The sequence below is a fragment of the Ruegeria sp. YTSC230 genome, assembly GCF_059609665.1.
This window is the reverse complement of record NZ_JBXWMC010000003.1, coordinates 168,141-192,386: the sequence shown is the minus strand read 5'-3', so window position 1 is coordinate 192,386 and position 24,246 is coordinate 168,141. Positions and strand designations below refer to the sequence as shown.

The following is a 24,246-nucleotide window of genomic DNA, read 5'->3' as shown; positions in this document are numbered from 1 at the left end:
GTAGAATCATGCCTCGAGTCCACACTTACCCGCAGGTCAGGCGTTGAATGATTCCGGCTCCGTTCACGAAAACATTCAGCCGGTCGATGCGATAATCCTGTGTGGCAATGTCATCAGGACCCAGAACACGCGACCGTTCGGGCAACTGGGCTTGGATGGTCGAAACCGGTTGGCCGATGGAATCGGCAAAATCGTCGCCCAGGCAAAAGGCCAGATCAACCGGCGCGTCCGTTGAGGCGGGTGTTTCCACGGGTGCAGTCGTCTCTGCACAGCCTGCCAGCAGGACCAGCGCGGGAATAAATCGGTGCATTGGCGTTTCTCCATCTGACAATGTCGTTACTGCAATATCAAACATTTAGCCAACCTGCCACCAAAGCGCAGTTGAAAACACCCTGCAATTGACGCAGGGTCGGGGCAAATAAGACAGGGAGACAACGATCATGCGCACCCGTGCCGCCGTCGCCATTCAGGCGGGCAAACCTTTGGAAGTGATGGATGTGAACCTCGAAGGCCCCAAGGCGGGCGAGGTTCTGGTCGAAATCAAGGCCACCGGCCTTTGCCACACCGACGAATTCACCCGGTCGGGTGCTGACCCCGAAGGCCTGTTCCCGGCCATTCTGGGCCACGAGGGCGCGGGTGTGGTTGTCGACGTCGGTCCAGGCGTCACCAGTCTGAAACCGGGCGATCACGTGATCCCGCTCTACACCCCTGAATGTCGTGAGTGCGAATACTGTCTGCACCCCAAGACCAACCTGTGTCAGGCGATCCGCGAAACCCAAGGCCGGGGCCTGATGCCCGACGGAACCTCGCGGTTTACGACTTTGGATGGTGACCCGATCCTGCACTACATGGGCTGCTCGACCTTTGCCAACCACACGGTTCTGCCCGAGATCGCGCTAGCCAAAGTGCGTGAGGACGCGCCTTTCGACAAGATTTGCTACATCGGCTGTGGGGTCACCACCGGCATCGGTGCGGTCATCAACACTGCCAAGGTTGAGATCGGCAGTCGCGCCATCGTGTTCGGTCTGGGCGGCATTGGCCTAAATGTCATTCAGGGCCTACGTCTGGCCGGAGCGGACCAGATCGTCGGCGTCGACCTGAACCCGTCAAAAGTCGAGATGGCGACTAGGTTCGGCATGACCGATTTCGTCAACCCATCCGAAGTTGAAGGTGATCTGGTGCCCTATCTGGTGAACCTGACCAAAGGCGGCGCGGATTACACATTTGACGCCACCGGTAATGTCGGCGTGATGCGCACGGCTCTGGAAGCGGCGCACAAAGGTTGGGGTGAATCGATCATCATCGGCGTGGCACCTGCGGGGGCCGAAATCTCGACCCGCCCATTCCAGCTGGTCACTGGCCGCTCGTGGCGCGGCACCGCCTTTGGCGGCGCGCGGGGACGAACCGATGTGCCCAAGATCGTCGACTGGTACATGGACGGCAAGATCGAGATCGACCCGATGATCACCCACACCATGGGTCTGGACGATATCAATCACGGCTTCGACCTGATGCATAAAGGCGAAAGCATTCGGTCGGTGGTTGTTTACTAAGACTCTAAAACGAGAACATCCGCGTAATGCGGTTGAAAACGGCGCGCGGAATAGTGCGCCGTTTTTTTTGATTTGACGTTTACTCCCCTGGCCGTGACGCCCCGGTATCCGACCGAGGTGACCGCACCCGCAGGACGGGCGTGTTGGCCGAGGTCGTGTTGGTTCTGCTTTCGCGCCACACCACGTAGACGCCGGATGCGATAATGACGCTTGCACCGACTGCAACCCAGACGTCCGGGCGTTCACCAAAGAAAGCCATGCCGAAAATCGTGGCCCAGATGATCTGGCTATATTGACTGGGGGCAATAACCCCGGCGGGCGCGGCCCGATAGGCCAGAATGATCAGGTGCTGGGCGATGACCGAGAAAACGCCTACCAATGCCATCATCGCAAGATGCAGCAGGGATGGTGGTTGATAGACGGCAGGCTGTGCAAGGCTCATCACCGCGATGGCCAACAACATGGGGTACAAGATCAGCACGGCCGATCGTTCCTCATTCCCGATCTTGCGCACCAGCACGGATGCAAAGGCGCTGCAAAAGGCAGCCATCAGGGCGGCCAGATGGCCCAGCGTGATATCTGTTGCGCCGGGGCGTAAGACAATCAGCACGCCGATCAAGCCCACGCCCACGGCGGCCCAACGCTGGACGCGGACCACCTCGCCAAGGATGGGGATCGACAGGACCGTCACGATCAGTGGAAAGGAGAACAGCAGCGAATAGACCTCGGCCAGCGGCAATACGGAAAAGGAGTAAAACGCGCAGGACATTGCGGTGACCATCAAGCCCGACCGCAGCAGCACCAGCCATGGGTGGCGGGGCAGGAAGTTCCCGGTTGTCCGGTCGGTCAGAATCGTGACGGCCATGGGCACAAAGGAAAACAGCGTGGCAAAAAAGATGATCTGCATCACCGAGTAGACGCCGCCGAGCGCCTTGATCAGCGCGTCATGGCTGGCAAAGACCGCAAAGCCCAAAAACGCATAGCCAAGTCCCCGAAGGGTGGAGTTCTGAGTGCTCATCTTTGTGGCCTCGGGTGATGTTTCGGTGTTGTGACTGTGCCATCACACCGCGTATGTTGCGGGTGGCTTGCCTTTGAGTAAACCCATTTTGGTGGCGCGCATAGCCCTTAATTTACCGCTAACATTGCATGGCCGCTATGACGCGGGATCACCGCAGGATCGGGGGTGCATCCTTGGGTTGACGTGCGGATTGAACACCGGCCTTCATTCCCACACCAATGCGGCGCGCCAGCGCGACCCACGGTGTTGCGGTTTCAGGGGGCAGCGTCTGCGTCGCTACCTCTTCGAACAGATCCAGCCAATGGGCGAAGAACTCGGGCTTTACGTCGGGACGTTCGATATGGACTCGTTGCGGGTTGCCGTCATAACTGCGCTCGAACAAAATCGCGTTGCGCCAGAACGCGGCGATCTTCTCCTCATGTGCGGGCCAATCGTGGACATGTTTGTTGAAGACGGGCCCCAGAACCGCGTCCTCGCGCACTCGGGCGTAAAATGCGTGGACCTGTGCGCTGATCTGGTTCGGCGTTGCAGGAAAGCGTGGGGGCAGGGTGGGTCTGGTCATTGGAGTGGTCCGATTTCGACTCTGTTCAGGGGCGATATCCCGTTCTGGGGTCATGTGACAGGGGTGGTTTTGTCGCGCGGGTCCGGTGTCAGAATATGCCGCAGCAGGGCGACGGGATGCGCCCGTAGGCTGAGGCGGGTGGCGACGTAGTCCTCGACCACCTGCTCGCCCAAGGTCATTTTCGGCAGGTAGGCCTCGGGTTCATCCAGCGCCTCCCCCTCCAGATCCTGCGAGAACAGCGGCAGGGGTTTGGCTGTGGCAATCGCTTTGGCCTGCCACAATGCCTCGCGCCGTGTCAGGTCGCAGGCGGCGAAGGCATCCGCCTCGGCCAGCCGTTCGATCACCGATGGTCCCAAACCGGCACGGCGCCAGACATCGTCGACCTGATGATAGCCATTGCCGCGCGCGGCTGTCAGCCAGCTGGCATCTTCCTCGCTGAGGCCCTTGATTTGGCGGAAGCCCAGTCGCAGCGCCAGCCCGCCCTGACCGTCAGGTTCCATCACATTGTCCCAAAAGCTGGCATTGATGCAGACCGGGCGCACTTGAACCTCATGCTCGCGCGCATCACGGACGATCTGGGCGGGGGCATAGAACCCCATTGGCTGCGAATTCAGCAGGGCGCAGGCAAATATCCCCGGATGGTGGCATTTGATCCAGGCCGAGGCATAGACCAGCAGCGCAAAGCTGGCCGCGTGGCTTTCGGGGAAGCCGTAAGAGCCGAAGCCTTCGATCTGCGAAAAACAGCGTTCGGCGAAGTCCTGTTCATACCCGTTGCGTTTCATCCCGCGCAGGAACAGCGCGCGGAATTCGCTGACATTGCCGTGCTTCTTGAAGGTTGCCAGAGACCGGCGTAGCCGGTCGGCCTGTTCCGGGGTAAAGCCTGCGCCGACAATGGCGATCTGCATGGCCTGTTCCTGAAACAGCGGCACGCCCAGCGTTTTGCCCAGCACCTCGCCCAACTCGTCCGAGGGGAAGCTGACCTCCTCCTCTCCGTTCCGGCGGCGGATATAGGGGTGGACCATGTCGCCCTGAATGGGGCCGGGGCGGATGATGGCGACCTCAATCACCAGATCATAGAAATTGCGGGGCCGCATCCGGGGCAGAAAGTTCATCTGTGCTCGTGATTCCACCTGAAACACGCCAATCGAGTCCGCCTTGCACAGCATGTCGTAGACGACAGGGTCCTCGGGCGGCAGGGTGGCGAGTGTATAGCTGGTCTGATGGTGCTGACCGATCAGGTCAAAGGCCTTGCGAATGCAGGTCAGCATCCCGAGGCTGAGGACATCGACCTTGAGGATGCCCAGCGTGTCGATATCGTCCTTGTCCCAGCAGATGACCGTGCGGTCCTCCATCGTGGCGTTCTCGATAGGAACAAGCTCGTCCAGACGCCCCTCGGTGATGATGAAGCCGCCGACATGCTGAGACAGGTGACGGGGGAACCCGTCGATCTCATATACCAGCATTAGAGTCTGTTTTAGACGGCGATCTTCGGGGTCGAGGCCAATCTCGCGCATCCGTTCCGCCTCAAGCCCCGCGGCGGAGAAGAAGCCCCAAAGCTGAGATGAGAGCGCTGAGATCGTATCTTCGGTCAGGCCCATCGCGCGGCCAACCTCGCGGATGGCGCGTTTGCCGCGATAATGCACGACCGTTGCGCAAAGGCCGGCGCGATGGCGGCCATAGCGGTCATAGATGTGCTGGATCACCTCTTCGCGGCGCTCATGTTCGAAATCGACGTCGATATCGGGGGGCTCATCCCGCGCCTCGGAGACAAAGCGTTCGAAGACCATCGTGCCCATCTCAGGGCTGACCTCGGTGATGCCGAGGCAGAAGCAGACCACCGAATTGGCCGCCGAGCCGCGTCCCTGGCAGAGGATGTCGCGCGAGCGGGCGAAATGAACGATATCGCGGACTGTCAGAAAGTAGGGTTCGTATTTCAGCTTGCCGATCAGGGCGAGCTCATGCGCCAGCATCTTTTTCGCCTTCTCGGACGCGCCTGCCGGATAGCGCCATTGCAACCCTTCATGCGCCAGACGATGCAGGCGTTGGGTCGGGGTTTCCTGCTCGCTGCCCTCACTGGGGTACTCATAACGCAGCTCGTCCAGCGAGAATGTGAGCTGTTCGCTGAGTTCATGCGCGCGGGCAACGGCCCCCTCATAACCTTTGAAGATGCGCAGCATCTCGGCCTCGGACCGCAGGCGTTGTTCGCCATTGGCCAGCGCCTCGCGGCCCAACTCATCGACCTTGCGGCGCAGGCGGATGGCGGTCAGCACATCCCCCAGCTTGCGGCGGCCCCCGTGATGCATCATCGGCGTGGCACTGGCGAGGGTGGGGATGTCGAGTTGTTTTGATTCAGTCTCTAATAAAAAGAAAAACGCGCTATCTGCGCCATCATACCGGGGGTGCATCAACAGATGCATCCGCCCGGCAAAGCGGCGCGTCAGCTGTTGCGCTTGTGTCCGCCATGCGTCCGCGCCGCCCGGAGACCGGGCCGTTTGCGGCCACAGCAGCAAGTGGAGGCCGTCGGAAAACTCCAGCAGGTCGGACAAGTGCAGGATGCAGTCGCCTTTTTCGGCGCGCAGGCGGCCTTTGGACAGGATACGGCATAGGTTGGCCCAGCCCTGCCGGTTCAGGGGCAGGGCGGTAACCGTGGGTGCGTCGGTAAAGATCAGTCGTGCCGCCGGTATCAGACGGGGCACCGCGTGGATCGGGTACGAGGGCGGTTTGGGGATGTGATCGGGGCAAGGCGGGCCTATGGAGGTGTTCTGCGCCTCCCACTCCAGCCGTTCGCGCACCTTGCGGGTGATCTCGCGCGCCTGCGTATGGGCGCGCACGATTCCGGCGACCGAGTTGTCATCAGCGATGGCGATGGCGGGCAGGCCCAGGGTGACGGCACGCTCCATATACTCCTCGGGGTGGGACGCCCCGGTGAGGAAGGTGAAATTCGACGTGATCGACAGTTCGGCATACATGACGATTCCATATTATATTCACGTTTTGTTCTTTTTCGAGTCCTTTGCGCAGGAAACGGGTCGATTGGGTTTGCTCCGATGGGCAGTGTCGGGAAAAAGGAGACCCAAAATGTTCAAAATCACCGCATTGCCCACCGACGATGTACGCGCCCTTCAGGCCGGTCACCCCGATTCCTATGGCGCAACGCCAGAACGGGTCGTTTCCACGGGTGCCGGTAACCCGTGTCGCCATTGTTTGCAGAACATTCCCGAGGGCGAAGAAATGCTGATCTTGGCCCACAGGCCCTTTTTAGAGACACATCCATATGCGGAAACCGGGCCGATCTTTCTGTGTGCTGCACTCTGTGAGCGATACGAGGGGCAAGACCTGCCCGAGATCCTGACCTCGTCGCCCGACTACCTTATTAAGGGCTATGGCACAGATGACCGCATCGTCTATGGCACCGGGGCGATCACGCCCACGGATCAGATCGGTGCAAAAGTCAGGGATATCTTTGCCCGACCAGATGTGGCCTACATCCACGTCCGATCCGCGCGAAACAACTGCTATCAGGCCCGAATCGACCGAGACTAAAGCTTGACCCTATGCATCCCCCGGCGTGGCTGATCCGGATCAGCCGCCGGGGCATCCCCTGTGCGGCTGGACGTCAGGGCGAGGAACACATCCTCTAGATCAGCCTCTTCAGTGCGGACGTCGCGAATGCGGATATTGGCTGCGCGGACGGATTCCAGAACTTGCTCGGCGTTGGTTTGGGCGCTGCGATATTGCAGAACAAGGTTACCATCGTCGCGCAAGGCGGCCTCGACCCCTTCGGTTGCGGGCAGATCGACGATCGGGCTGTCAGGAACGATGACCATGGTGCGGCTATCCATTCGGCCCAGCAGGTTGGTGGTGCTGTCCTGAGCGATTTTTTCACCGTGGTTGATGATGGCAATCTCGTCACACATTTCCTGCGCTTCTTCCAGGTAATGGGTGGTCAGGATGATGGTCATGCCCTGTTCGTTCAGCTTGCGCACATTTGTCCAGAGCATCTGGCGCAGTTCGATATCCACACCTGCCGTCGGTTCATCCAGCACCAGGATCTTGGGGTGATGCACCAGCGCCTTGGCCAGCAGCAACCGCCGCCGCATGCCACCCGACAGGGTACGGGCATAGGCTTCGGCCTTGTCGCTGAGACCGACCAGTTCAAGGATCTCATCGCTGCGGCGTTGGGCCTTGGGTACGCCGTACAAACCGGCCTGCACCTCCAACGCGCCGCGGGGGGTGAAAAACGGGTCAAGGTTCAGCTCTTGAGGCATCACGCCAATCGCGGCGCGGGACTGGCGCGGGTTGCGGTCCTGATCGTACCCCCAGATCGACACAGAACCCGCCGTTTTCACCACCAGACCGGCCAGAATGTTGATCAGGGTCGATTTACCTGCCCCGTTCGGACCCAGCAGGCCAAACACCGACCCCCGTGGAATGCTCAGGTCTATGCCCTTCAGTGCCTGTTTCTCGGGCTGGCCCTTGCCACCCCGATAGGTCTTGCGCAGCCCATTGATCCTGATTGCCGCATCGGTCATGAGACCCTTGCCCCCGGTTTGCTCATCGCTCATAAACGCACCTAATGCATGCCCGCGAGGCCGACAACCAATGAAGGATCGCCAGCCGTGACACTTGATGCACCGGAAACCAAGATCGTCGAAACCGCACGTGTTGCCTGTGACGGCGGCGAAGGCGCATTGGGCCATCCGCGCGTTTGGTTGCAGATCCCCGAAGATACGGGCTGGGTCGAGTGCCCGTATTGCGATTGTAAATACGTACTGTCGGAGCACAACGCGCAATAAATTCGGGGGCCGGATGCTTTTTGCAGTGCAGCTTTTGCGGGTGTCCGATCTGGACCCGATTGCCAGTGGCGGACATCGAGACGTGTATGCCTGCCCAGGGCAGTCCCACTTATTGGTAAAGGTGACGCGCCCGCGTAAACGGCCCAACCGATCCTTTGCGAAACGGTTGATCCGGCGGCTTCTGCCCGATTCTGTGTTCCGCAATGCGCTAAAAGAAATCGAGGGCGAGATGAAGGCGGCGCTGAAAAGCGGCACCGACATCGAGCAACTGCCTTTGGCGCGATGTTTTGGCATAGCGCAAACCGACATCGGCCCGGCGATCATTGTAGAACGGATCGAATCCGATGACGGACAGCTCGCACATCCCCTTGCGAAGCTGTGCGAGGATGGAGCGCTGAGCGATGATGTTCTGAATGAACTGAACGGCTTTGCCAAAAAACTGTTTAAGCTTCAAATTGTTGCCCGCGATATTCACGAGACCAACATTGTCTACGGGCTGCGCAATCAAAGCCGGATGTTTTTGCTGATCGATGGTTACGGAGAGCGCAATCTAATTCCCTTGCGCACGTTGAGCCGCAGATTGAACGACCGGTCGCTGCACAAGCAGATGAACGGCATCGCCGAGCGTGTAGGGCTGATCTGGGACAAAACCGGGCAGGAATTCCGCGTCGCGTGATTGACGGCCTGCGTTAACGTTCCGGCACAGTTTTCCGGCCTCTTGTGTGGATTGACTACCTTCTTTGCTGGCCACCCGCGCGGGCCTGTGGCAGAACCGTTTCCAACCAGAACGGAGCGCGCGCATGAGCAATTTCGGAAAAGGGTGTCACCTGCATCTGATTGACGGATCGGCCTTTATTTTCAGGGCCTATCACGCGCTGCCGCCACTCACGCGAAAGTCGGACGGGCTGCCGATTGGCGCAGTTTCTGGCTTTTGCAACATGTTGCAGAAATATGTTGAAGGGAACGCTGGCCCGGACGCACCGACCCATGTGGCGGTGATCTTCGACAAAGGCTCGCACACGTTCCGCAACGATATGTATGACCTCTACAAGGCCAACCGTGAAGCGATGCCCGAGGACCTGCGCCCGCAGATGCCCCTGACACGCGAAGCAACGAAAGCCTTCAACATCGCTTGCAAAGAGTTGGAGGGGTACGAGGCCGACGACATCATCGCGACCCTTGCTGTGCAGGCGCGTGAGGCGGGCGGGCGTGTGACAATCGTAAGCTCGGACAAGGACCTGATGCAGCTGGTTGGCGGCGGTGTCGAAATGCTGGATGCGATGAAGAACAAGCGCATCGACCGCGATGGCGTGATTGAGAAATTCGGTGTTGGCCCTGAACGCGTGGTTGATGTGCAGGCACTGGCGGGCGACAGCGTCGATAACGTTCCCGGGGCTCCAGGCATTGGGGTCAAAACGGCCGCCTTGTTGATCAACGAATACGGTGATCTGGAAACGCTGCTGGACCGGGCCGAAGAAATTAAGCAGCCAAAGCGCCGCCAGACCCTGATCGAAAAGCGTGACCAGATCGAGCTGTCGAAGAAACTGGTGCAACTGTACGAGAACACACCGCTGGATTTCACGCTGGACGATCTTGAGGTGAAAGATCCCGAACCTGACACCTTGCTGGGTTTTCTGGCAGATATGGAGTTTCGCACGCTCACCAAACGGATCGCGGACAAGTTGGGTGCCGAAGCGCCAGCGATTGCCGATGCGCCGGCGCCGGCTGCTGAGGTGGTCGAAGCTGAAGCTATCCCCTTTGATGCGTCAAAATATGAATGCGTAAGGGATGCGAGTGCGCTGCAAAAATGGATCGACCAGGCGTATGAGCGCGGCTGGATCGCCGTGGATACGGAAACCACCGGGCTGAATGAAATGATAGCTGATCTTGTCGGCATCTCTCTGTCAGTTGAACCGGGCGAGGCGTGTTACATCCCGCTGATCCACCGCGAAAGCGCCAGCGACGATCTGTTCGGTTCAGACGCGCTGGCCGAGGGGCAAATGCCCATAAATGAGGTTCTGAAGCTGCTGAAGCCGATGCTCGAGGATCCGTCGATCCTGAAGATCGGGCAGAACATGAAATACGACGCCAAGATTTTCGTCCGCTATGGTGTGAATGTGGCGCCAATCGATGACACGATGCTGATGTCCTACGCGATGCATGGGGGTGAGCATGGGCATGGTATGGATACCTTGTCCGAACGCTATCTGAATCACACTCCGATCCCGATCAAACCGCTGCTGGGTTCGGGTAAATCGGCGATCACTTTCGACAAGGTGCCGATTGATGAGGCGACCGCCTATGCGGCCGAAGATGCCGATATTACTCTGCGCCTATGGAAGCTGTTCAAACCGCAACTGCATCAGGTGCAGGTGACAACCGTCTATGAAACGCTCGAACGCCCGCTGGTGCCGGTTCTGGCCGAGATGGAGATGCACGGTATCAAGGTTGACCGCGATGTGCTGAGCCGGATGTCCAATGCTTTTGCTCAGAAAATGGCCGGATTAGAGGCTGAAATTCACGAGTTGGCGGGCGAGAATTTCAACGTCGGTTCCCCCGCTCAACTGGGCGAGATCCTGTTTGACAAGATGGGTCTGGAAGGCGGCAAAAAGGGGAAGACCGGGAAATATTCGACCGGGGCTGACATTCTCGAAGACCTCGCGACCGAGCATGAATTGCCTCGGCGGGTGCTGGATTGGCGGCAATTGTCCAAGCTGAAATCGACCTACACCGACGCGCTGCAGACCCATATCAATCCAGATACGGGCCGGGTGCATACGTCTTATTCGATCACCGGAGCCAACACCGGGCGTCTGGCCTCGACCGATCCGAACCTGCAGAACATCCCCGTGCGCACCGAGGAGGGTCGGCGCATTCGCGAGGCGTTCATCGCTGAGCCGGGCAATGTGCTGGTCAGCCTCGACTACAGCCAGATCGAGCTGCGCATTCTGGCGCATATCGCTGATATTTCGGCTCTGAAACAGGCATTTTCCGATGGGCTGGACATTCACGCCATGACCGCGTCCGAGATGTTCGATGTGCCGCTGGATGAGATGACGCCGGATATCCGGCGTCAGGCTAAGGCGATCAACTTTGGTGTGATCTATGGCATTTCGGGCTTTGGCCTGGCGCGCAATCTGCGCATCCCGCGGGCCGAGGCACAGGGGTTCATCGACCGTTATTTCGAACGCTTCCCGGGTATTCGAAAGTATATGGACGACACTGTCGCCTTCGCCAAAGAGCATGGCTATGTGCAGACTTTGTTCGGACGTAAAATCCATACGCCTGAGATTAACGCCAAAGGGCCTCATGCGGGCTTCTCGCGCCGGGCGGCGATCAATGCGCCGATTCAAGGAACGGCGGCGGATGTGATCCGGCGCGCGATGGTGCGGATGCCGGACGCGATCAATGGTCTGCCCGCCAAGATGCTGCTGCAGGTGCATGACGAATTGCTGTTCGAAGTCGCCGAGGATGCGGTGGACCCTTTGATCGATGTCGCACGCGACGTGATGGAAGGCGCATCTGATCCAGCTGTGAAGCTGGACGTAAAGCTGAGCGTGGATGCCGGACAGGGTGCGAACTGGGCCGAGGCGCATTAGGGCGCTGCTCATCAGGCCCGGCGGGCCCTCATTGCAGCGGGTCAGTCCTGCGGTCTGACCCAGCCCTCGACCATACGTTTTACTGTTGGTCCAAGGGTCAGGATGACGGCGAAGGCGATGGGCCAGCAAAAAGCCCAGGAACTCATCCAGTCACCAAATGTGGACGGTCCGAAACCGACAGCTTTGACCGTGGCGATGCCAGTGACGATACAGGACATGAGGCCGGACATGATCAGTCCGAATACAGCGTGGGCCAAGCGGGCAGGGATCATTTCGGGCATCCTTAAAGTCGCGATGCCCCGGTTTTAGATATTTTCGCCCTGATTGCCAGACGGAATAGGGTATCTGGCGTCACATCCAGCCCAGTGAATGCACGGTTCTGGATGTTGACGGTGTGTATTCGGCGCTAACCCAACCGGAATATCCCGATGCCGTCATAGCGTTAAAAAGCTGAGAGAAATCCGTCGGGCCGCGTCCCGGTTCAGAGCGGTCCGGGGCGGCCCCGACCTGGGCATGTACGACCCTTGGATGAAACTGTTCCCAAACCTGCAGCGCATCTCCGTGGATCATATGGGCGTGAAAGCTGTCATATTGCAGGCCGACATTCGGGCGATCCACACGATCCAGGATATCAGCAGCCAGGTTGTAATCGTTGAGGAAGTAATAGGGCTGAGACACGGGGTTGAGCGGTTCAATCGTGAATTGTTGTTGTGGTGCAAGGTCGGCCGCCCATTGCAGGTTGTGCACCATGCATTCTAACGCGTCCGGTCCCGAGGAATAGCCTGACATGATGTGGATCAGCCCCGGGCGCAGAACCTGAGCATAGCGCAAAACGCGGCGGATATCCGACTGGAACCGGCCTTCACCACCGGGAACAGCGGCATAACCGGGATCACCGCCGGTGTAATTGGGTGGGGGTGCATTGATCAGCACCAGATCCAAACCGTTGGCCAGCAACGCGCGGTGTGTCTCTTTGGCGGCCAGTTCGTAGGGAAACAGAATCTCGACCGCCTTGAACCCGGCCTCTGCTGCGGCCTGAAACCGGTCCAGGTAGGGAAGCTCGGCAAAGAGCAGAGAGATATTGGCGGCGAATTTTGGCATCGGAGGCCTTTGTTTAGCTGGTGCGCTGACCTTATCCGCGAGGCGATTTTAACGAAAGAGACTGAAAACGACAGTTTGTCGAAATTCGACCAGATCGGCCTGACTGAATCAGCGAGGGTCGGGGCAACGCGGCGAATCATTTCAGAACGCCGTGCCAACAAAAGGTTCGAACATAATGGCGATGAGCCCAGACCCCGCGCGCGGGAACGCCCTTTCTGCGTCTGCCGGGCAAAATTCGGCCTTGTCCGGCAACGGCTTGGCAGTGGCATCCATGCTGACGTGGGCGGCTGGGTTTCCGGCGGCCGAGGTGCTGTTGCAGACATGGCCGCCAGTTGCGCTGTTGGTTGCGCGCATGGCCATGGCTGTTGCGTTTCTACTCCCGATTTGGGTCATGATAGATGGCCCGGAACGGGTTCTGCGCGCCCGTTGGGGACATGCGTTTGTTGTCGGCGGGTTTGGCATCGGTCTGGGGATGTTTCTGTTGATCGTGGCGCAAAAACTGACGGACCCGGTCACAACGGCCATCATTGCCTCATGCGCGCCATTGATTGCGACATTGCTGGAACTTGCGTCTGGTACTCGGCGACTAAAGTGGAATTTTGCTGTTGGGGTTCTGATCTCGGTAGTGGGCGGATTGATCGCCACCAGCGCCGTAGCCCCGGCGCAGTTGGGTTTGGGCGCTGCCTGTGCCGTTGCGGCGACAGCCCTGTTTTGCTGGGGTAGCCAGGCAACCTCGCGAGATTTCCCCGAATTAAGCCAGACCGGGCGCGCAGCGGTCACATTTGTTGGTGGGTTCTTCATGGCAGCAATCCTGACGGCCGGCGCACATCATCTGGGTATGGATATCGTGCCGTCCATTTCTATAGACTCGCGCCAAATTGGAATGCTGGCAATCTATTCGCTGATTTCCATGGCGCTCAGCCAGATCCTGTTTGTTGCATCGATTGGCAAACTGGGTGTCGCGCTTTCGTCCTTTCACATCAATGTCGCCCCTTTCTACGTGATGCTGATCATGCTGGTGTTGGGCGAAGAGTGGAACTGGACCCGTGCGCTGGGCGCAGGGGTCGTGGCAATGGCTGTTGTTCTGGCACAGGACCGTCGGATCGCAAAACCGGCCTAGTCGGTCAGGCTGTCCGACCGGACAAGCGGGAAAAACTGCCCACCGGACCAGACGCCAAACCAGCCATCTTTGTGCGTTGCGATGTCCACAAGGCGATAAAAGCTTTTGCGATCTATGCGCGCCTCAAGATTTGCGCGAACCAATACGTAAGGTGATGGCTCATCTGTTTCGGGATCGATGACAATCCGGATCGGGTGATCAGGACCAGCTATCGCGGTATCACCAACACGGGTCGTAAATGTCAGTACTTGGGCCTGACCCTCGCCTGTCGCGTCAAAATCCACGGCCACAAATGGCGCATCCTCGACAGTGATTCCCACCTTTTCCACCGGGGTCACAAGGTAATATTTCTCGTCTTCTTTCTTAAGAATTGAGGAAAAAAGCTTCACAAGCTCGAACCGGTTGATCGGCGACCCTAAATAAGTCCAAGACCCATCTTTTGCGATATGGATGTCCAGATCGCCGCAAAACGGAGGATTCCACAGGTGAACAGGGGGTAAACCCCTGGTTTTGGCCGCTTTGACCGAGGCCGCCAGCCCATCCGGAGAGGGGGTCACAGGTTTTTGTCCGCTCATTGCTTTTGCCATTTCCTTTTCGCGCGATACACTTCAACCATAATAGTCCACGGAAGGGAAAGTCATGACCGAACCTGCCGACCTCGTGTCCGAGATCGAAGCGCTGGAAATTAAACTGCAAGAGGCCAAGGCCTCGATCACCCGTCGCTTTATCGGACAGGAAAGGGTCGTGGACCTGACGCTGACCGCGCTGTTGTGCGGTGGGCACGCCCTGCTGATCGGCCTGCCTGGGCTTGGCAAGACGCGGCTGGTTGAAACGCTGTCGACCGTGATGGGTCTGCACGGTAACCGCATCCAGTTCACACCCGACCTGATGCCCGCCGATATTCTGGGGTCCGAGGTTCTGGACACAGCCGAGGATGGCAGCCGCCACTTTCGCTTTATTTCCGGTCCGATCTTCTGTCAGCTGCTGATGGCGGACGAAATCAACCGGGCCAGCCCCCGGACTCAGTCAGCGCTGTTGCAGGCGATGCAGGAACGCACTGTGACTGTGGCTGGCGAAGACCGCGATCTGGGTGAACCATTCCATGTATTGGCGACGCAAAACCCGATCGAGCAAGAGGGTACTTATCCACTGCCCGAGGCGCAGCTGGACCGTTTCTTGGTTCGAATTGACGTGGATTATCCCGATCGCCAGACCGAGCGCGATATTCTTCTGGCCACGACTGGCGTGGAAGAGGACGAAGCGCACGAGATTTTCAGCAAGGAAGAGCTGTTGGCCGCTCAGACCCTGTTGCGCCGTATGCCGGTCGGGGACTCTGTTGTGGAACTGATCCTCGATCTTGTCCGCGCCTTCCGCCCCGAAGAGGCGGGTGTTTCCGAACGGGTGGCTGAAACCGTCGCCTGGGGCCCCGGTCCCCGTGCGGCGCAGGCACTCATGATGACGGTGCGCGCCCGGGCGATGCTGCAGGGGCGTTTGGCCCCAAATTCCGAGGATGTGCTGGACATGGCGCGTCCGGTGCTCAGCCACCGGATGGCGTTGAACTTTGCGGCGCGGGCCCGCGGTGACAGTTTGGCTGACCTGATCGACTCTACTGCCGCTGGTCTTGTCCGCACCGAGGCTGCGGCGTGAATGCGGCGCTAACCCTTCGAGAAAGATCTGAAGCCGAGGCGTCCCGGCTGCCGCCGTTGTTGGCACGGGCTGAGCAATTGGCCGGAACCGTTCTGCTGGGCGACCACGGCCGCCGCCGCGCGGGGCTTGGTGATGACTTCTGGCAATATCGCCCTGCTCAGATCGGCGACAGCCGCCGGATGATCGACCATCGGCGCTCTGCCAGGGGGGATCAGCAATTTGTGCGCGAACGTGAGTGGCAAATTGCGCAATCGGTAATGCTGTGGGTCGATCAGGGCGCGTCGATGCGGTTTGCGTCCGACAAGAACCTGCCCACCAAGGCCGACCGCGCTCGTCTGCTGGGGTTGGCAACCGCGATCCTGCTGGTGCGCGGGGGTGAGCGCGTCGGCTTGACCGGCACGACCCTGCCGCCACGGCGCGGCAACGCGCAGGTCATCCGACTGGCAGAAGCATGGTCCGAGGATGCTGAGTCCGACTATGCGCCACCCGAACACCGCGCCATGATCCCGCATGCCCGCGCCGTTTTCATTTCCGATTTCCTTGGTCCGCTGGATGAGGTTGAACTGGCCCTCACCAAAGCCGCCGACCGTGGGGTGCGAGGCTTGGTGCTGCAGGTTCTTGATCCCGGAGAAGAGACCTTTCCCTATCGCGGTCGTACGATCTTTGAAAGCGTCGGCGGTTCCGTTCGCCATGAAACCCTAAAGGCCGGAGATCTGCGTGAGCGGTATCTGGAACGGCTTGCCAAGCGTAAGGATGCGCTGACACGGCTGTGCCGTGCGACGGGGTGGCAACTGGGGCTGCATCACACCAATGACAGTGCGCAAGCAGCTTTGTTGTGGCTCTATCGTGCGCTCGATGGGGGTACGGGATGACGATTCTGGCGGGCATTGGCTTTACCGCACCGTGGGTGTTGATGGGTCTTTTGACCCTGCCGATCCTGTGGCTGATCTTGCGTGCCGTGCCACCCGCGCCGATCCGTCGGTTGTTCCCGGCCGTGACACTTCTGCTGGGGTTGAGGGATGACGAAAGCGTTTCTGACCGCACCCCATGGTGGCTGCTGTTGCTGCGCATGCTGGCGGCCGCGGCGATTATCATTGGATTGGCCGGACCGGTCCTGAACCCCTCGCGCGATCAGGCAGGCTCGGGTCCGTTGCTGCTGGTGCTGGATGCCAGCTGGGCCGGGGCGACCCGCTGGTCAACGACGCTGGATCAGATCGATGTGCAGCTGACCGAGGCCGGGCGCGCGGGTCGTACCGTGGCCATCCTGCGCCTGACCGAACCTGAAGCCCCCGTTTTCCAAGCCGCCGAAGCATGGCGCGGCCGTTTGCCGGGGCTGACCCCGACACCGTGGCAGCCGACCCGGGCGCAAGTCGAAATGGCGCTGGCTGCCATGGATCAGGTGGACGGAGGGTTTGATACCCATTGGTTCAGCGACCGCCTGACCTACGAGGGGCACGAGGCGATTTTGGCTGCCCTGCGCGCGCGCGGTGATGTGACAGTCTATCAGGCCCCGACGCCTGCGCTTGCGATTCTGCCTGCTACATATCAGGACGGGGTTATTCAATTGTCCGCGCAACGGGCGGAACCCGGTCCTGCAGATCGCATCACGATTCTGGCTCAGGGGCGTGACCCCGCCGGTGCAATGCGTGTTCTGCAATCGGCCGAGATGGAGTTTGCCAGCGGTGAGACACAGACGCAGGTAGAACTGTCGCTGCCTTCCGAACTGCGCGCGCGCATCACCCGGTTCGAGATTCAGGGTGAGCGTTCGGCAGGGGCCGTCACGCTGACCGATGACAGCTTGCGGCGGCGCGAAGTCGCCCTGATTGCCGGATCGCTGAACCGCGAAGGGTTAGAGCTGTTGTCGCCGTTGCATTACCTGACTCAAGTTCTGACCCCTACGGCGGACTTTGTCGATGGCGGATTGCTGGAAGTCCTGCCCGCCAATCCCGATGTGATCGTGCTGGCCGATGTGGCGAAACTGGCAGGGTCCGAACAAGCGGCGCTGGTCGAATGGGTGGAACAGGGCGGTTTGCTGCTGCGCTTTGCCGGTCCGCGGATGGCGGCCAGCGATCTTGGCCGGGATGCCGAGGACACCCTGTTGCCGGTGCGCCTGCGCAGCGGCGGGCGCTCGGTCGGTGGCGCGATGAGCTGGGGCGAAGCCAAAGGGCTGGCACCTTTCTCGGAGAACTCGCCCTTCTACGGACTTCAGGTACCAGAAGATGTCACAGTGACCACGCAAGTCATGGCGCAACCAGACCCTAATTTGGCAGATCGGGTTATTGCCTCACTCTCGGATGGCACGCCCTTGGTGACCCGCAAAGCGTTGGGTTTGGGGCAGGTGGTACTGTTCCATGTCACAGCAGATGCGGAATGGTCCAGCCTTCCCTTGTCTGGGCTTTTTGTTGAAATGCTGGACCGGCTGGCGGTGTCGTCAGCGGCGAAATCACGGCAGGAGTCACAGTTGCAAGGCACCACGTGGGAACCGATTCAGGTTATGGATGGTTTTGGTGTTCTGTCTGATGCCGGAAATCTACCGGGCGTCGATGGTGTTGAGCTTGTGACCGGTCAGATCGGTCCCGATCTGCGACCCGGCCTTTACGAAAGCGGCAAACAGAAATTGGCACGCAATGTTCTGACCGATGAAACGGTTCTCAGCCCAGCTGTCTGGCCGTCGGATGTTCCGATCAAGGGCCAGGAGGTCAGCACCGAAACACCCATTGGGGGCATCCTGCTGAGCCTTGCATTGTTGTTACTGACGATCGACGTCATCGCCTCGCTGGCGTTGTCCGGTCGCCTGGGTCTTGCCAGGGCAGCGGCTGTCGCACTGGGGGCGATTTTGCTAGTGCCCGAAGTACAGGCCCAAACGCCCGAAAGTACAGATTTCGCGTTGAGCGCCACACAGGAATTGGTTCTGGCGCATGTTCTGACGGGTAATCAGCAGGTTGACGATATAGCGGCGGCAGGAATGCGGGGATTGGCTCAGACGTTGTTTTTTCGAACCTCGGTAGAACCTGCTGAACCCATTGGCGTGGATCTGGAACGGGACGAGTTGGCGTTTTTCCCGTTGCTTTATTGGCCGATCTCACCCGACCAGCCGCAACCGTCGGCTGAGGCTTATGCCAAGCTCAACGCTTACCTGCGTTCGGGTGGAATGATCCTATTCGACACGCGAGACGCGGATGTAGCCCGCTTCGGGGCCGCCAGCCCGAATGGGCGCAAGCTGCAACAGATCGCGGCCCCGCTAAATATCCCTTCGTTAGAGCCTGTTCCGCGTGACCATGTCCTGACCCGTGCCTTCTACCTTTTGCAGGATTTCCCAGGTCGCTATGCGGGTACCGAAGTTTGGGTCGAGGCGGCACCCATGGATGCCGAGCAGATCGAAGGCATGCCGTTTCGCAACCTCAATGACAACGTGACACCGGTGGTGATTGGCGGCAATGACTGGGGTGCGGCCTGGGCCATTGATCGCAACGGTCAGGCACTGCTGCCGGTCGGCCGCGGGTATGCGGGTGAGCGGCAGCGCGAACTGGCAAACCGCTTTGGTGTCAACCTGGTGATGCATGTGCTGACCGGGAACTACAAATCAGATCAGGTGCATGTGCCTGCCTTGCTGGACAGGTTGGGACAATGACAGGAACCGTCATCTTCGATCCGCTGATCCCCTGGTCCGTTCTGGCCATCGTAGTGGCGATTGCTGTCGCTGGGGTTGTTCTGGCCCTGTGGCGCGGTCTGTCTGGCTGGGCTTTGCGCGGTTTGGCGGCGCTGGTTGTGATCGCTGCGCTGTCAGGTCCGGTCTATCAGGTCGAGGATCGCGCGCCGCTGACCGATATCGTTCTGATGATCGAGGATGAAAGCGCCAGTCAGACCCTTTCGGACCGGGCGGATCAGACTGCACAGGCCACAAAGGAATTGGCGGCCGCGATTGAATCCCGTGACAATACGGAACTGCGCCGCATTCGCGTAGGCGACGGAGACGGGGACGAAGGCACCCAAGTTATGGCGGCCCTGAACGAAGCGTTGGCCGAAGAACCACGCGCGCGGATCGCGGGCATTTTGGTGGTGTCGGACGGCATCGTGCATGATGCCGATCAGGCCCCCGACCTGCCCGCGCCCATGCATCTTTTGCAGACAGGGCGCAAAACGGATTGGGATCGCCGTCTGATCGTCCGCAATGCGCCTGCCTTTGCCATTATTGATGAACCCGTTACCTTGACCTTAAGGGTTGAGGATAGCGGTGCAGCACCCACTGGGGCCTCGACCGCGCCGCTCGAAATTTCGGTCGATGGGGCCGAAGCCGAACAATTCACGATTCCCATTGGTGTTGATGTTGAGCTGCCGATCACGCTGCCCCATGGCGGGCGCAATGTGATTCAGTTCACTGTGCCAGAGGCCGAGGGCGAACTGACCGACCGTAACAACACCGCCCTGATCCAGATGAACGGCGTCCGCGACCGGCTGCGCGTGTTGCTGGTGTCCGGAGAGCCGCATCCGGGCGGGCGAACATGGCGCAACCTGCTAAAATCTGACAGTTCTGTGGATCTGGTGCATTTCACCATTCTGCGTCCCCCTGAAAAGCAGGACGGGGTGCCAGTGGACGAGCTTTCGCTGATCGCTTTCCCGACGCGCGAGCTGTTTCTGGAAAAGATCAACGATTTCGACCTGATCATTTTTGACCGCTACAAGCGGCGCGGCATCTTGCCGGCGATATATCTGGACAATGTCACCAACTATATCAACGAAGGCGGTGCCGTTCTTGTTGCTGCCGGACCGGATTTTGCCAGCGCCGACAGTATCTTCCGCTCGCCTTTGGCACCGATCCTGCCTGCGCAACCCACCGCGCGGGTGATCGAGGAACGCTATGTGCCGATGGTCACCGACCTGGGGCATCGCCATCCGGTTACGACTGACCTTGGTGACTCGGATAACTGGGGTGCTTGGCTGCGCCAGATCGACGTCAATCACCGCACGGGTGAGGTGTTGATGACGGGCGTGGATGACCGGCCCCTGTTGGTGCTCAACCGTGTTGGCGAAGGGCGCGTGGCGCTGCTGGCCTCGGACCATGCCTGGTTGTGGAGCCGGGGATTCGAGGGCGGCGGACCGCAGCTGGAATTGCTGCGCCGGTTGGCGCATTGGATGATGAAAGAGCCCGAGCTTGAGGAAGAGGCTCTGTGGGCTGAGGCCAATGGTCAGGTGATGCGCATCATCCGTCAGACGCTGGGGGATGAGGTCGGGCCGGTAACCGTAACCCGCCCGAACGGCGAAACGGTCGAGATTACTTTGGATGAGGTCTCGCCGGGGCGGTTCGAAGCACAGTATTTCGGGCCGGAAATCGGCCTCTATCGCCTTCAGGAAGGGGAGCAATCCACCGTCATCGGGCTTGGCCCCGCGGCACCCAAGGAATTCGAACGCACGATCGCAACGGCCGAGGTTCTGGAACCTGTGACGGCAGAATTGCGCGGCGGTACAGTGCGTTTGGAGGAGGGTTTGCCGTCGATCCGCAACGTACGTGCCGGGCGTCCCGCATCAGGGCGCGGATGGATCGGTCTGACCCCGCGCGACGCCTATGAAACACGTGACGTGACGCAGGCCGGGCTATTGCCACCTTGGCTTGTATTGCTGCTGGCGGGCGGGTTCCTTCTGGCGGGCTGGCTGCGCGAGGGACGGTGACAGGTCAGTCAAACACCACGCTGACCGTGGGATTGCCTGGCAAGCCGTCGTAAGACACTGATGCCCCGCCTTTACCCTTTGCAGGCGGGAATAACGGCCCGAATGATCCGACGGAAATCAGGTCCCCCGGTTGAAATTCGATCCCTTTGGACATTAACCAAAGGGCGGCATTGGCCGGATGCCCCAGGACCGCTGTGCCCGGTACTTGCGCCAGAATCTCGTCATCTGCGGCGCGGAGGGTGACAGTCATATCAGCCAAGGCCTGCACCATAGCTGCCGGATCGGACACAGGGATTTCTGCTCCCAAAACACCCAGCTTCGGAGCAACGCCAATTGCTGTCAGCGTGACCGGAGTGATCGGTTCACCCTTGGCAAAGGTCAGGTCCGGTAGCTCGATAAACGGGCGAATGGCTGAGATGCCTTGCAGCACCTCCTCAGGCGACGTGGCCTGATTGATATCCGCTGTGCCAACAACCAGCACCAGATCGGCCTCAAACACGGGTCGCGCACCCCAGTCTGATGGAACGGTCGCGCCGTCATCCAGCATCATGTCGCGGAACAATACGCCCTGAACCGGTTCGGATGCGCCAAATCTTTCTTGTGCCGATGCGCTGGTCAAACCGGCCTTGTAGCCGATGACCGGCCCTAAATGTGGCTCTAATGCAGACACTATGAGCGCTTGCGTGCACAGCGCGTCATTCATTGTGCCATCAGATGAAAGGGCAGGTGTGGGTGCAGCTGAGAGGTAATCCGCGACGAACCGATCGATCTGGCCATCCGTTGCGCAGCCCGCCGCCACAGGATGAGCAAATACGCCACAGGCCAACAACGCGCCGAAGAAACACCGCATATCACACCTCCGTTTTGGCAAGAGTGGCACGAGGTTCGATCATTGGGCAACGGCTTAAACAGTTCTTCACTCTCTGCCCGGATGCTGGACACAGATTGTCCCGGAAACACCAAAGATGAGTCTTGCAGGAAAACTGTCACAGGAACGGCGCGCACGTCTGGCGGCCGAGCGGTTGTTGGAAATGAAACAGGCAGAGCTGTCGGCCGCGAACCGCAAACTGGGCTTGCATGCGATGGCATTGACCAAGCGGATCGGTGAAACCCAGGCCGAGGTTGAAACGGTCCGGGGTGAAAATGAAAAGGTCAAGTCCGATCTGACGGTCGCCAACGCCAAGATCGAGGTGGCCGAGCGCCGCTTGTGGCATTCAATCCAAACCATTCAGGATGGATTCGCGTTCTTTGACGAGGAAAGTCGCCTGATTGGGGCCAACGCGGCTTACTTAAGCGTCTTTGACGGGCTGGAAGAGGTTGCGCCGGGTGTGACCTATCCGAGGATTCTGGAGATCCTGACGACCGAGGGGCTGATTGATCTTGGGTCCGAGCCGACGCCCGGCTGGCGCGATAGAATGCTGCAGAGATGGGCCATGCCACACCCGCAGCCCGAGGTAATCCGGCTGTGGAACGGCCATTACATTAAGCTGATCGACCAGCGCGGTCATGGTGGCGATGTGGTGAGCCTGGCCCTGAACATCTCGGCATCCGTGCGCCATGAGGCCGAATTGACCGCTGCTCGTGAACGGGCCGAGTCGGCAAACCGCGCCAAATCGGCCTTTCTGGCCAATATGAGCCATGAAATTCGAACCCCGATGAACGGCATCGTGGGCATGACCGAATTGCTGACCGAAACACCTTTGGATGAAGAACAACGGCTGTATTTGAACACCATCCGCAATTCCGGCGAAGCGCTTTTGGTGATTATCAACGACGTCCTGGACTATTCCAAGATCGAGGCGGACAAGCTGACCCTGCACCCGGAACAGTTCGACTTTGAACGCTGCATTCTTGAAGTCGCGATGCTGCTGCAACCCAGCGTTCGGGACAAGGGGCTTTCGTTGCTGGTGGATTACGATCTGTTCCTGCCCACATTGTTTGTCGGCGATCCGGGGCGGGTCCGGCAGGTTTTGACCAATCTCGTCGGCAATGCGGTCAAGTTCACGTCCGAGGGCCATGTCATGATCCGTGTCACCGGTGTGCCGAACCCGGATACCCAATCCTGCGACGTGCATGTTGCAATCGAAGATACCGGCATCGGCATCGACGAAGACAAGATCGGGCACATTTTTGGTGAATTCAATCAGGTCGAAGACGAACGGAACAGGGCCTTTGAGGGGACCGGTCTGGGCCTTGCCATTACCAAGCGACTGATCACATTAATGGACGGTGCTATCTGGGTGGATAGCGAGCCGGGGCAGGGGTCCTGCTTTGGCTTTCGTGTCTCACTGCCGACCGCTGAAGGCCCGCAACCTGCCCCGCCCGATCTTGACGGGCGCCTGCGCCATGTGATGATCGTCGAGGATTTGGCCGCCAACTGCGCGATCCTGTCCAAACAGCTAGGGCGGCTGGGGGTTCAGGGCACCGTTTGCACGTCGGGGCGAGAGGCGCTGACGGCGCTGGACGACAGTGTGGACCTTCTGCTGTGCGATCATGACCTGCCCGACATGGACGGGCTTGAGCTGGCCGTCCTGCTGAAAGACAGGGGGTGGGGCGCTCTGCCGATTGTCGTGATGTCGGCCAATCCCGGTGTCATTCACGCCCACCCCGCGCGCCACCTGATCGAAGGCGTTTTACAAAAGCCGATCCCCAGGGCCGAGCTATACGCGCGCCTGAAAGCGCTTGGCCACCCACAGGGCGTTGAGTCGCTTTCGGAGACCGCACCGATCAATCAGGCACCTAACCAACCCGCATGTGAAGGAACGCAGCGTATCATGCGTGTTCTGGCGGCCGAAGATAACCGGACCAATCAACTGATCCTTAAGAAGATGGTCAAAGATCTGAACATCGACCTGCGCTTTGCCGACAACGGGATCGAAGCGGTGCAGGCGTATCAGGAGTTTAACCCAGACCTTATCTTTATGGATATCTCGATGCCTAAAATGGACGGCAAACAGGCCACAGCCGAAATCCGGCGCCGCGAGATTGAGACTGGCCGTCATGTTCCTATTGTCGCTCTGACGGCTCATGCGATGGCTGGTGACGATCAGGGAATCTTATCTGCCGGGCTGAATCACTACCTGACCAAACCGCTGCAAAAGCAGACGATTCACCAGATGGTTCTGACCCATAGGCCGGATGATTGTTGCCCGGTTGTTGCAGAGGAAATCCGGGCTGACTAGA

The 24,246-nt window shown here is 59.6% G+C and carries 20 protein-coding genes; 11 read left to right on the top strand and 9 right to left on the bottom strand.

Annotation, left to right across the window (positions count from 1 at the left end; genetic code table 11):
- Positions 1-25 precede the first annotated feature (25 nt).
- Positions 26-355, bottom strand: a complete 330-nt coding sequence (locus AC2FD9_RS08035; protein WP_261307832.1) for an I78 family peptidase inhibitor — start codon at positions 353-355, stop codon at positions 26-28.
- A gap of 85 nt (positions 356-440) precedes the next feature.
- Here AC2FD9_RS08035 and AC2FD9_RS08030 point away from each other — a divergent pair, with 85 nt between their 5' ends.
- On the top strand, positions 441-1,553 hold the full coding sequence (locus tag AC2FD9_RS08030; RefSeq protein ID WP_058272862.1) for an S-(hydroxymethyl)glutathione dehydrogenase/class III alcohol dehydrogenase: 1,113 nt from the start codon (positions 441-443) through the stop codon (positions 1,551-1,553).
- Between the two features lie 79 nt (positions 1,554-1,632).
- Here the strand turns inward: AC2FD9_RS08030 and AC2FD9_RS08025 are convergent, their stop codons facing one another.
- The 3 genes from AC2FD9_RS08025 to AC2FD9_RS08015 all read right to left on the bottom strand — a co-directional run bounded on the left by AC2FD9_RS08025 (position 1,633) and on the right by AC2FD9_RS08015 (position 6,102).
- Positions 1,633-2,571: a DMT family transporter gene (locus AC2FD9_RS08025; RefSeq protein ID WP_496836268.1), complete on the bottom strand. Its 939-nt coding sequence runs from the start codon at positions 2,569-2,571 to the stop codon at positions 1,633-1,635.
- 148 nt (positions 2,572-2,719) lie between these two features.
- Positions 2,720-3,133: a group III truncated hemoglobin gene (locus tag AC2FD9_RS08020; RefSeq protein WP_496836266.1), complete on the bottom strand. Its 414-nt coding sequence runs from the start codon at positions 3,131-3,133 to the stop codon at positions 2,720-2,722.
- 50 nt (positions 3,134-3,183) lie between these two features.
- The gene (locus AC2FD9_RS08015; RefSeq protein WP_496836264.1) at positions 3,184-6,102 is read right to left on the bottom strand and encodes an error-prone DNA polymerase; all 2,919 of its coding nucleotides are present in this window, start codon (positions 6,100-6,102) and stop codon (positions 3,184-3,186) included.
- 109 nt (positions 6,103-6,211) lie between these two features.
- Between AC2FD9_RS08015 and AC2FD9_RS08010 the strand changes: the two genes are divergently transcribed.
- Positions 6,212-6,676, top strand: a complete 465-nt coding sequence (locus AC2FD9_RS08010; protein ID WP_496836262.1) for a DUF1203 domain-containing protein — start codon at positions 6,212-6,214, stop codon at positions 6,674-6,676.
- Here the strand turns inward: AC2FD9_RS08010 and AC2FD9_RS08005 are convergent.
- Complete coding sequence (locus tag AC2FD9_RS08005; RefSeq protein ID WP_496836466.1) at positions 6,673-7,665, bottom strand: ABC transporter ATP-binding protein; 993 nt, start codon at positions 7,663-7,665, stop codon at positions 6,673-6,675. The two genes, AC2FD9_RS08010 and AC2FD9_RS08005, sit on opposite strands and share 4 nt — an antisense overlap.
- Positions 7,666-7,752: 87 nt before the next feature.
- Between AC2FD9_RS08005 and AC2FD9_RS08000 the strand changes: the two genes are divergently transcribed.
- From AC2FD9_RS08000 to polA, 3 genes are all read left to right on the top strand, one after another.
- Entirely contained in the window at positions 7,753-7,929 is a 177-nt protein-coding gene (locus tag AC2FD9_RS08000) for a zinc-finger domain-containing protein (protein ID WP_082649241.1), read from the top strand.
- A 13-nt stretch (positions 7,930-7,942) separates the two neighbouring features.
- Positions 7,943-8,605 (top strand): YrbL family protein, encoded by a 663-nt coding sequence (locus AC2FD9_RS07995; RefSeq protein ID WP_496836261.1) that lies wholly within the window; start codon positions 7,943-7,945, stop codon positions 8,603-8,605.
- A 124-nt stretch (positions 8,606-8,729) separates the two neighbouring features.
- Entirely contained in the window at positions 8,730-11,528 is a 2,799-nt protein-coding gene (polA, locus tag AC2FD9_RS07990) for a DNA polymerase I (RefSeq protein ID WP_496836260.1), read from the top strand.
- Between the two features lie 41 nt (positions 11,529-11,569).
- Here polA and AC2FD9_RS07985 read toward each other — a convergent pair whose 3' ends face one another.
- A complete protein-coding gene (locus AC2FD9_RS07985; RefSeq protein ID WP_496836258.1) occupies positions 11,570-11,800 on the bottom strand; it encodes a DUF2798 domain-containing protein in 231 nt (76 codons plus the stop codon).
- A 79-nt stretch (positions 11,801-11,879) separates the two neighbouring features.
- Positions 11,880-12,629 carry a hydroxypyruvate isomerase family protein gene (locus AC2FD9_RS07980; protein WP_496836256.1) on the bottom strand — a complete coding sequence of 250 codons (750 nt, stop codon included), beginning with the start codon at positions 12,627-12,629 and terminating at the stop codon, positions 11,880-11,882.
- Positions 12,630-12,804: 175 nt separating this feature from the next.
- Between AC2FD9_RS07980 and AC2FD9_RS07975 the strand changes: the two genes are divergently transcribed.
- Positions 12,805-13,749: a DMT family transporter gene (locus AC2FD9_RS07975; protein WP_496836255.1), complete on the top strand. Its 945-nt coding sequence runs from the start codon at positions 12,805-12,807 to the stop codon at positions 13,747-13,749.
- On the opposite strand, the gene AC2FD9_RS07970 is transcribed toward AC2FD9_RS07975, so the two are convergent.
- Entirely contained in the window at positions 13,746-14,324 is a 579-nt protein-coding gene (locus AC2FD9_RS07970; RefSeq protein ID WP_496836253.1) for a DUF1285 domain-containing protein, read from the bottom strand. The two genes, AC2FD9_RS07975 and AC2FD9_RS07970, sit on opposite strands and share 4 nt — an antisense overlap.
- Before the next feature lie 64 nt (positions 14,325-14,388).
- On the opposite strand from AC2FD9_RS07970, the gene AC2FD9_RS07965 reads away from it, so the two are divergent.
- From AC2FD9_RS07965 to AC2FD9_RS07950, 4 genes are read left to right on the top strand one after another with little or no spacing between them, the layout of a single operon-like run.
- A complete protein-coding gene (locus tag AC2FD9_RS07965) occupies positions 14,389-15,396 on the top strand; it encodes an AAA family ATPase (RefSeq protein WP_058272869.1) in 1,008 nt (335 codons plus the stop codon).
- Positions 15,393-16,268 carry a DUF58 domain-containing protein gene (locus tag AC2FD9_RS07960; protein ID WP_496697334.1) on the top strand — a complete coding sequence of 292 codons (876 nt, stop codon included), beginning with the start codon at positions 15,393-15,395 and terminating at the stop codon, positions 16,266-16,268. The genes AC2FD9_RS07965 and AC2FD9_RS07960 overlap by 4 nt, the downstream gene beginning before the upstream one ends.
- Entirely contained in the window at positions 16,265-19,027 is a 2,763-nt protein-coding gene (locus AC2FD9_RS07955; RefSeq protein WP_496836250.1) for a DUF4159 domain-containing protein, read from the top strand. Before AC2FD9_RS07960 ends, AC2FD9_RS07955 begins: the two co-directional genes overlap by 4 nt.
- Positions 19,024-21,063 (top strand): hypothetical protein, encoded by a 2,040-nt coding sequence (locus AC2FD9_RS07950; RefSeq protein WP_496836248.1) that lies wholly within the window; start codon positions 19,024-19,026, stop codon positions 21,061-21,063. Before AC2FD9_RS07955 ends, AC2FD9_RS07950 begins: the two co-directional genes overlap by 4 nt.
- 4 nt (positions 21,064-21,067) lie before the next feature.
- Here the strand turns inward: AC2FD9_RS07950 and AC2FD9_RS07945 are convergent, their stop codons facing one another.
- The gene (locus AC2FD9_RS07945; RefSeq protein WP_496836247.1) at positions 21,068-21,913 is read right to left on the bottom strand and encodes a 2-keto-4-pentenoate hydratase; all 846 of its coding nucleotides are present in this window, start codon (positions 21,911-21,913) and stop codon (positions 21,068-21,070) included.
- 115 nt (positions 21,914-22,028) lie between these two features.
- Between AC2FD9_RS07945 and AC2FD9_RS07940 the strand changes: the two genes are divergently transcribed.
- Complete coding sequence (locus tag AC2FD9_RS07940) at positions 22,029-24,245, top strand: response regulator (RefSeq protein ID WP_496836246.1); 2,217 nt, start codon at positions 22,029-22,031, stop codon at positions 24,243-24,245.
- The last annotated feature ends 1 nt before the right edge of the window (position 24,246 follow it).

Bases quoted from the DNA above. Each gene is read 5' to 3' on its own strand.
- AC2FD9_RS08035 (WP_261307832.1), bottom strand. From the start codon at position 355: ATGTTTGATATTGCAGTAACGACATTGTCAGATGGAGAAACGCCAATG.
- AC2FD9_RS08030 (WP_058272862.1), top strand. From the start codon at position 441: ATGCGCACCCGTGCCGCCGTCGCCATTCAGGCGGGCAAACCTTTGGAA.
- AC2FD9_RS08025 (WP_496836268.1), bottom strand. From the start codon at position 2,571: ATGAGCACTCAGAACTCCACCCTTCGGGGACTTGGCTATGCGTTTTTG.
- AC2FD9_RS08020 (WP_496836266.1), bottom strand. From the start codon at position 3,133: ATGACCAGACCCACCCTGCCCCCACGCTTTCCTGCAACGCCGAACCAG.
- AC2FD9_RS08015 (WP_496836264.1), bottom strand. From the start codon at position 6,102: ATGTATGCCGAACTGTCGATCACGTCGAATTTCACCTTCCTCACCGGG.
- AC2FD9_RS08010 (WP_496836262.1), top strand. From the start codon at position 6,212: ATGTTCAAAATCACCGCATTGCCCACCGACGATGTACGCGCCCTTCAG.
- AC2FD9_RS08005 (WP_496836466.1), bottom strand. From the start codon at position 7,665: ATGACCGATGCGGCAATCAGGATCAATGGGCTGCGCAAGACCTATCGG.
- AC2FD9_RS07995 (WP_496836261.1), top strand. From the start codon at position 7,943: ATGCTTTTTGCAGTGCAGCTTTTGCGGGTGTCCGATCTGGACCCGATT.
- polA (WP_496836260.1), top strand. From the start codon at position 8,730: ATGAGCAATTTCGGAAAAGGGTGTCACCTGCATCTGATTGACGGATCG.
- AC2FD9_RS07985 (WP_496836258.1), bottom strand. From the start codon at position 11,800: ATGATCCCTGCCCGCTTGGCCCACGCTGTATTCGGACTGATCATGTCC.
- AC2FD9_RS07980 (WP_496836256.1), bottom strand. From the start codon at position 12,629: ATGCCAAAATTCGCCGCCAATATCTCTCTGCTCTTTGCCGAGCTTCCC.
- AC2FD9_RS07975 (WP_496836255.1), top strand. From the start codon at position 12,805: ATGGCGATGAGCCCAGACCCCGCGCGCGGGAACGCCCTTTCTGCGTCT.
- AC2FD9_RS07970 (WP_496836253.1), bottom strand. From the start codon at position 14,324: ATGAGCGGACAAAAACCTGTGACCCCCTCTCCGGATGGGCTGGCGGCC.
- AC2FD9_RS07965 (WP_058272869.1), top strand. From the start codon at position 14,389: ATGACCGAACCTGCCGACCTCGTGTCCGAGATCGAAGCGCTGGAAATT.
- AC2FD9_RS07955 (WP_496836250.1), top strand. From the start codon at position 16,265: ATGACGATTCTGGCGGGCATTGGCTTTACCGCACCGTGGGTGTTGATG.
- AC2FD9_RS07950 (WP_496836248.1), top strand. From the start codon at position 19,024: ATGACAGGAACCGTCATCTTCGATCCGCTGATCCCCTGGTCCGTTCTG.
- AC2FD9_RS07945 (WP_496836247.1), bottom strand. From the start codon at position 21,913: ATGCGGTGTTTCTTCGGCGCGTTGTTGGCCTGTGGCGTATTTGCTCAT.
- AC2FD9_RS07940 (WP_496836246.1), top strand. From the start codon at position 22,029: ATGAGTCTTGCAGGAAAACTGTCACAGGAACGGCGCGCACGTCTGGCG.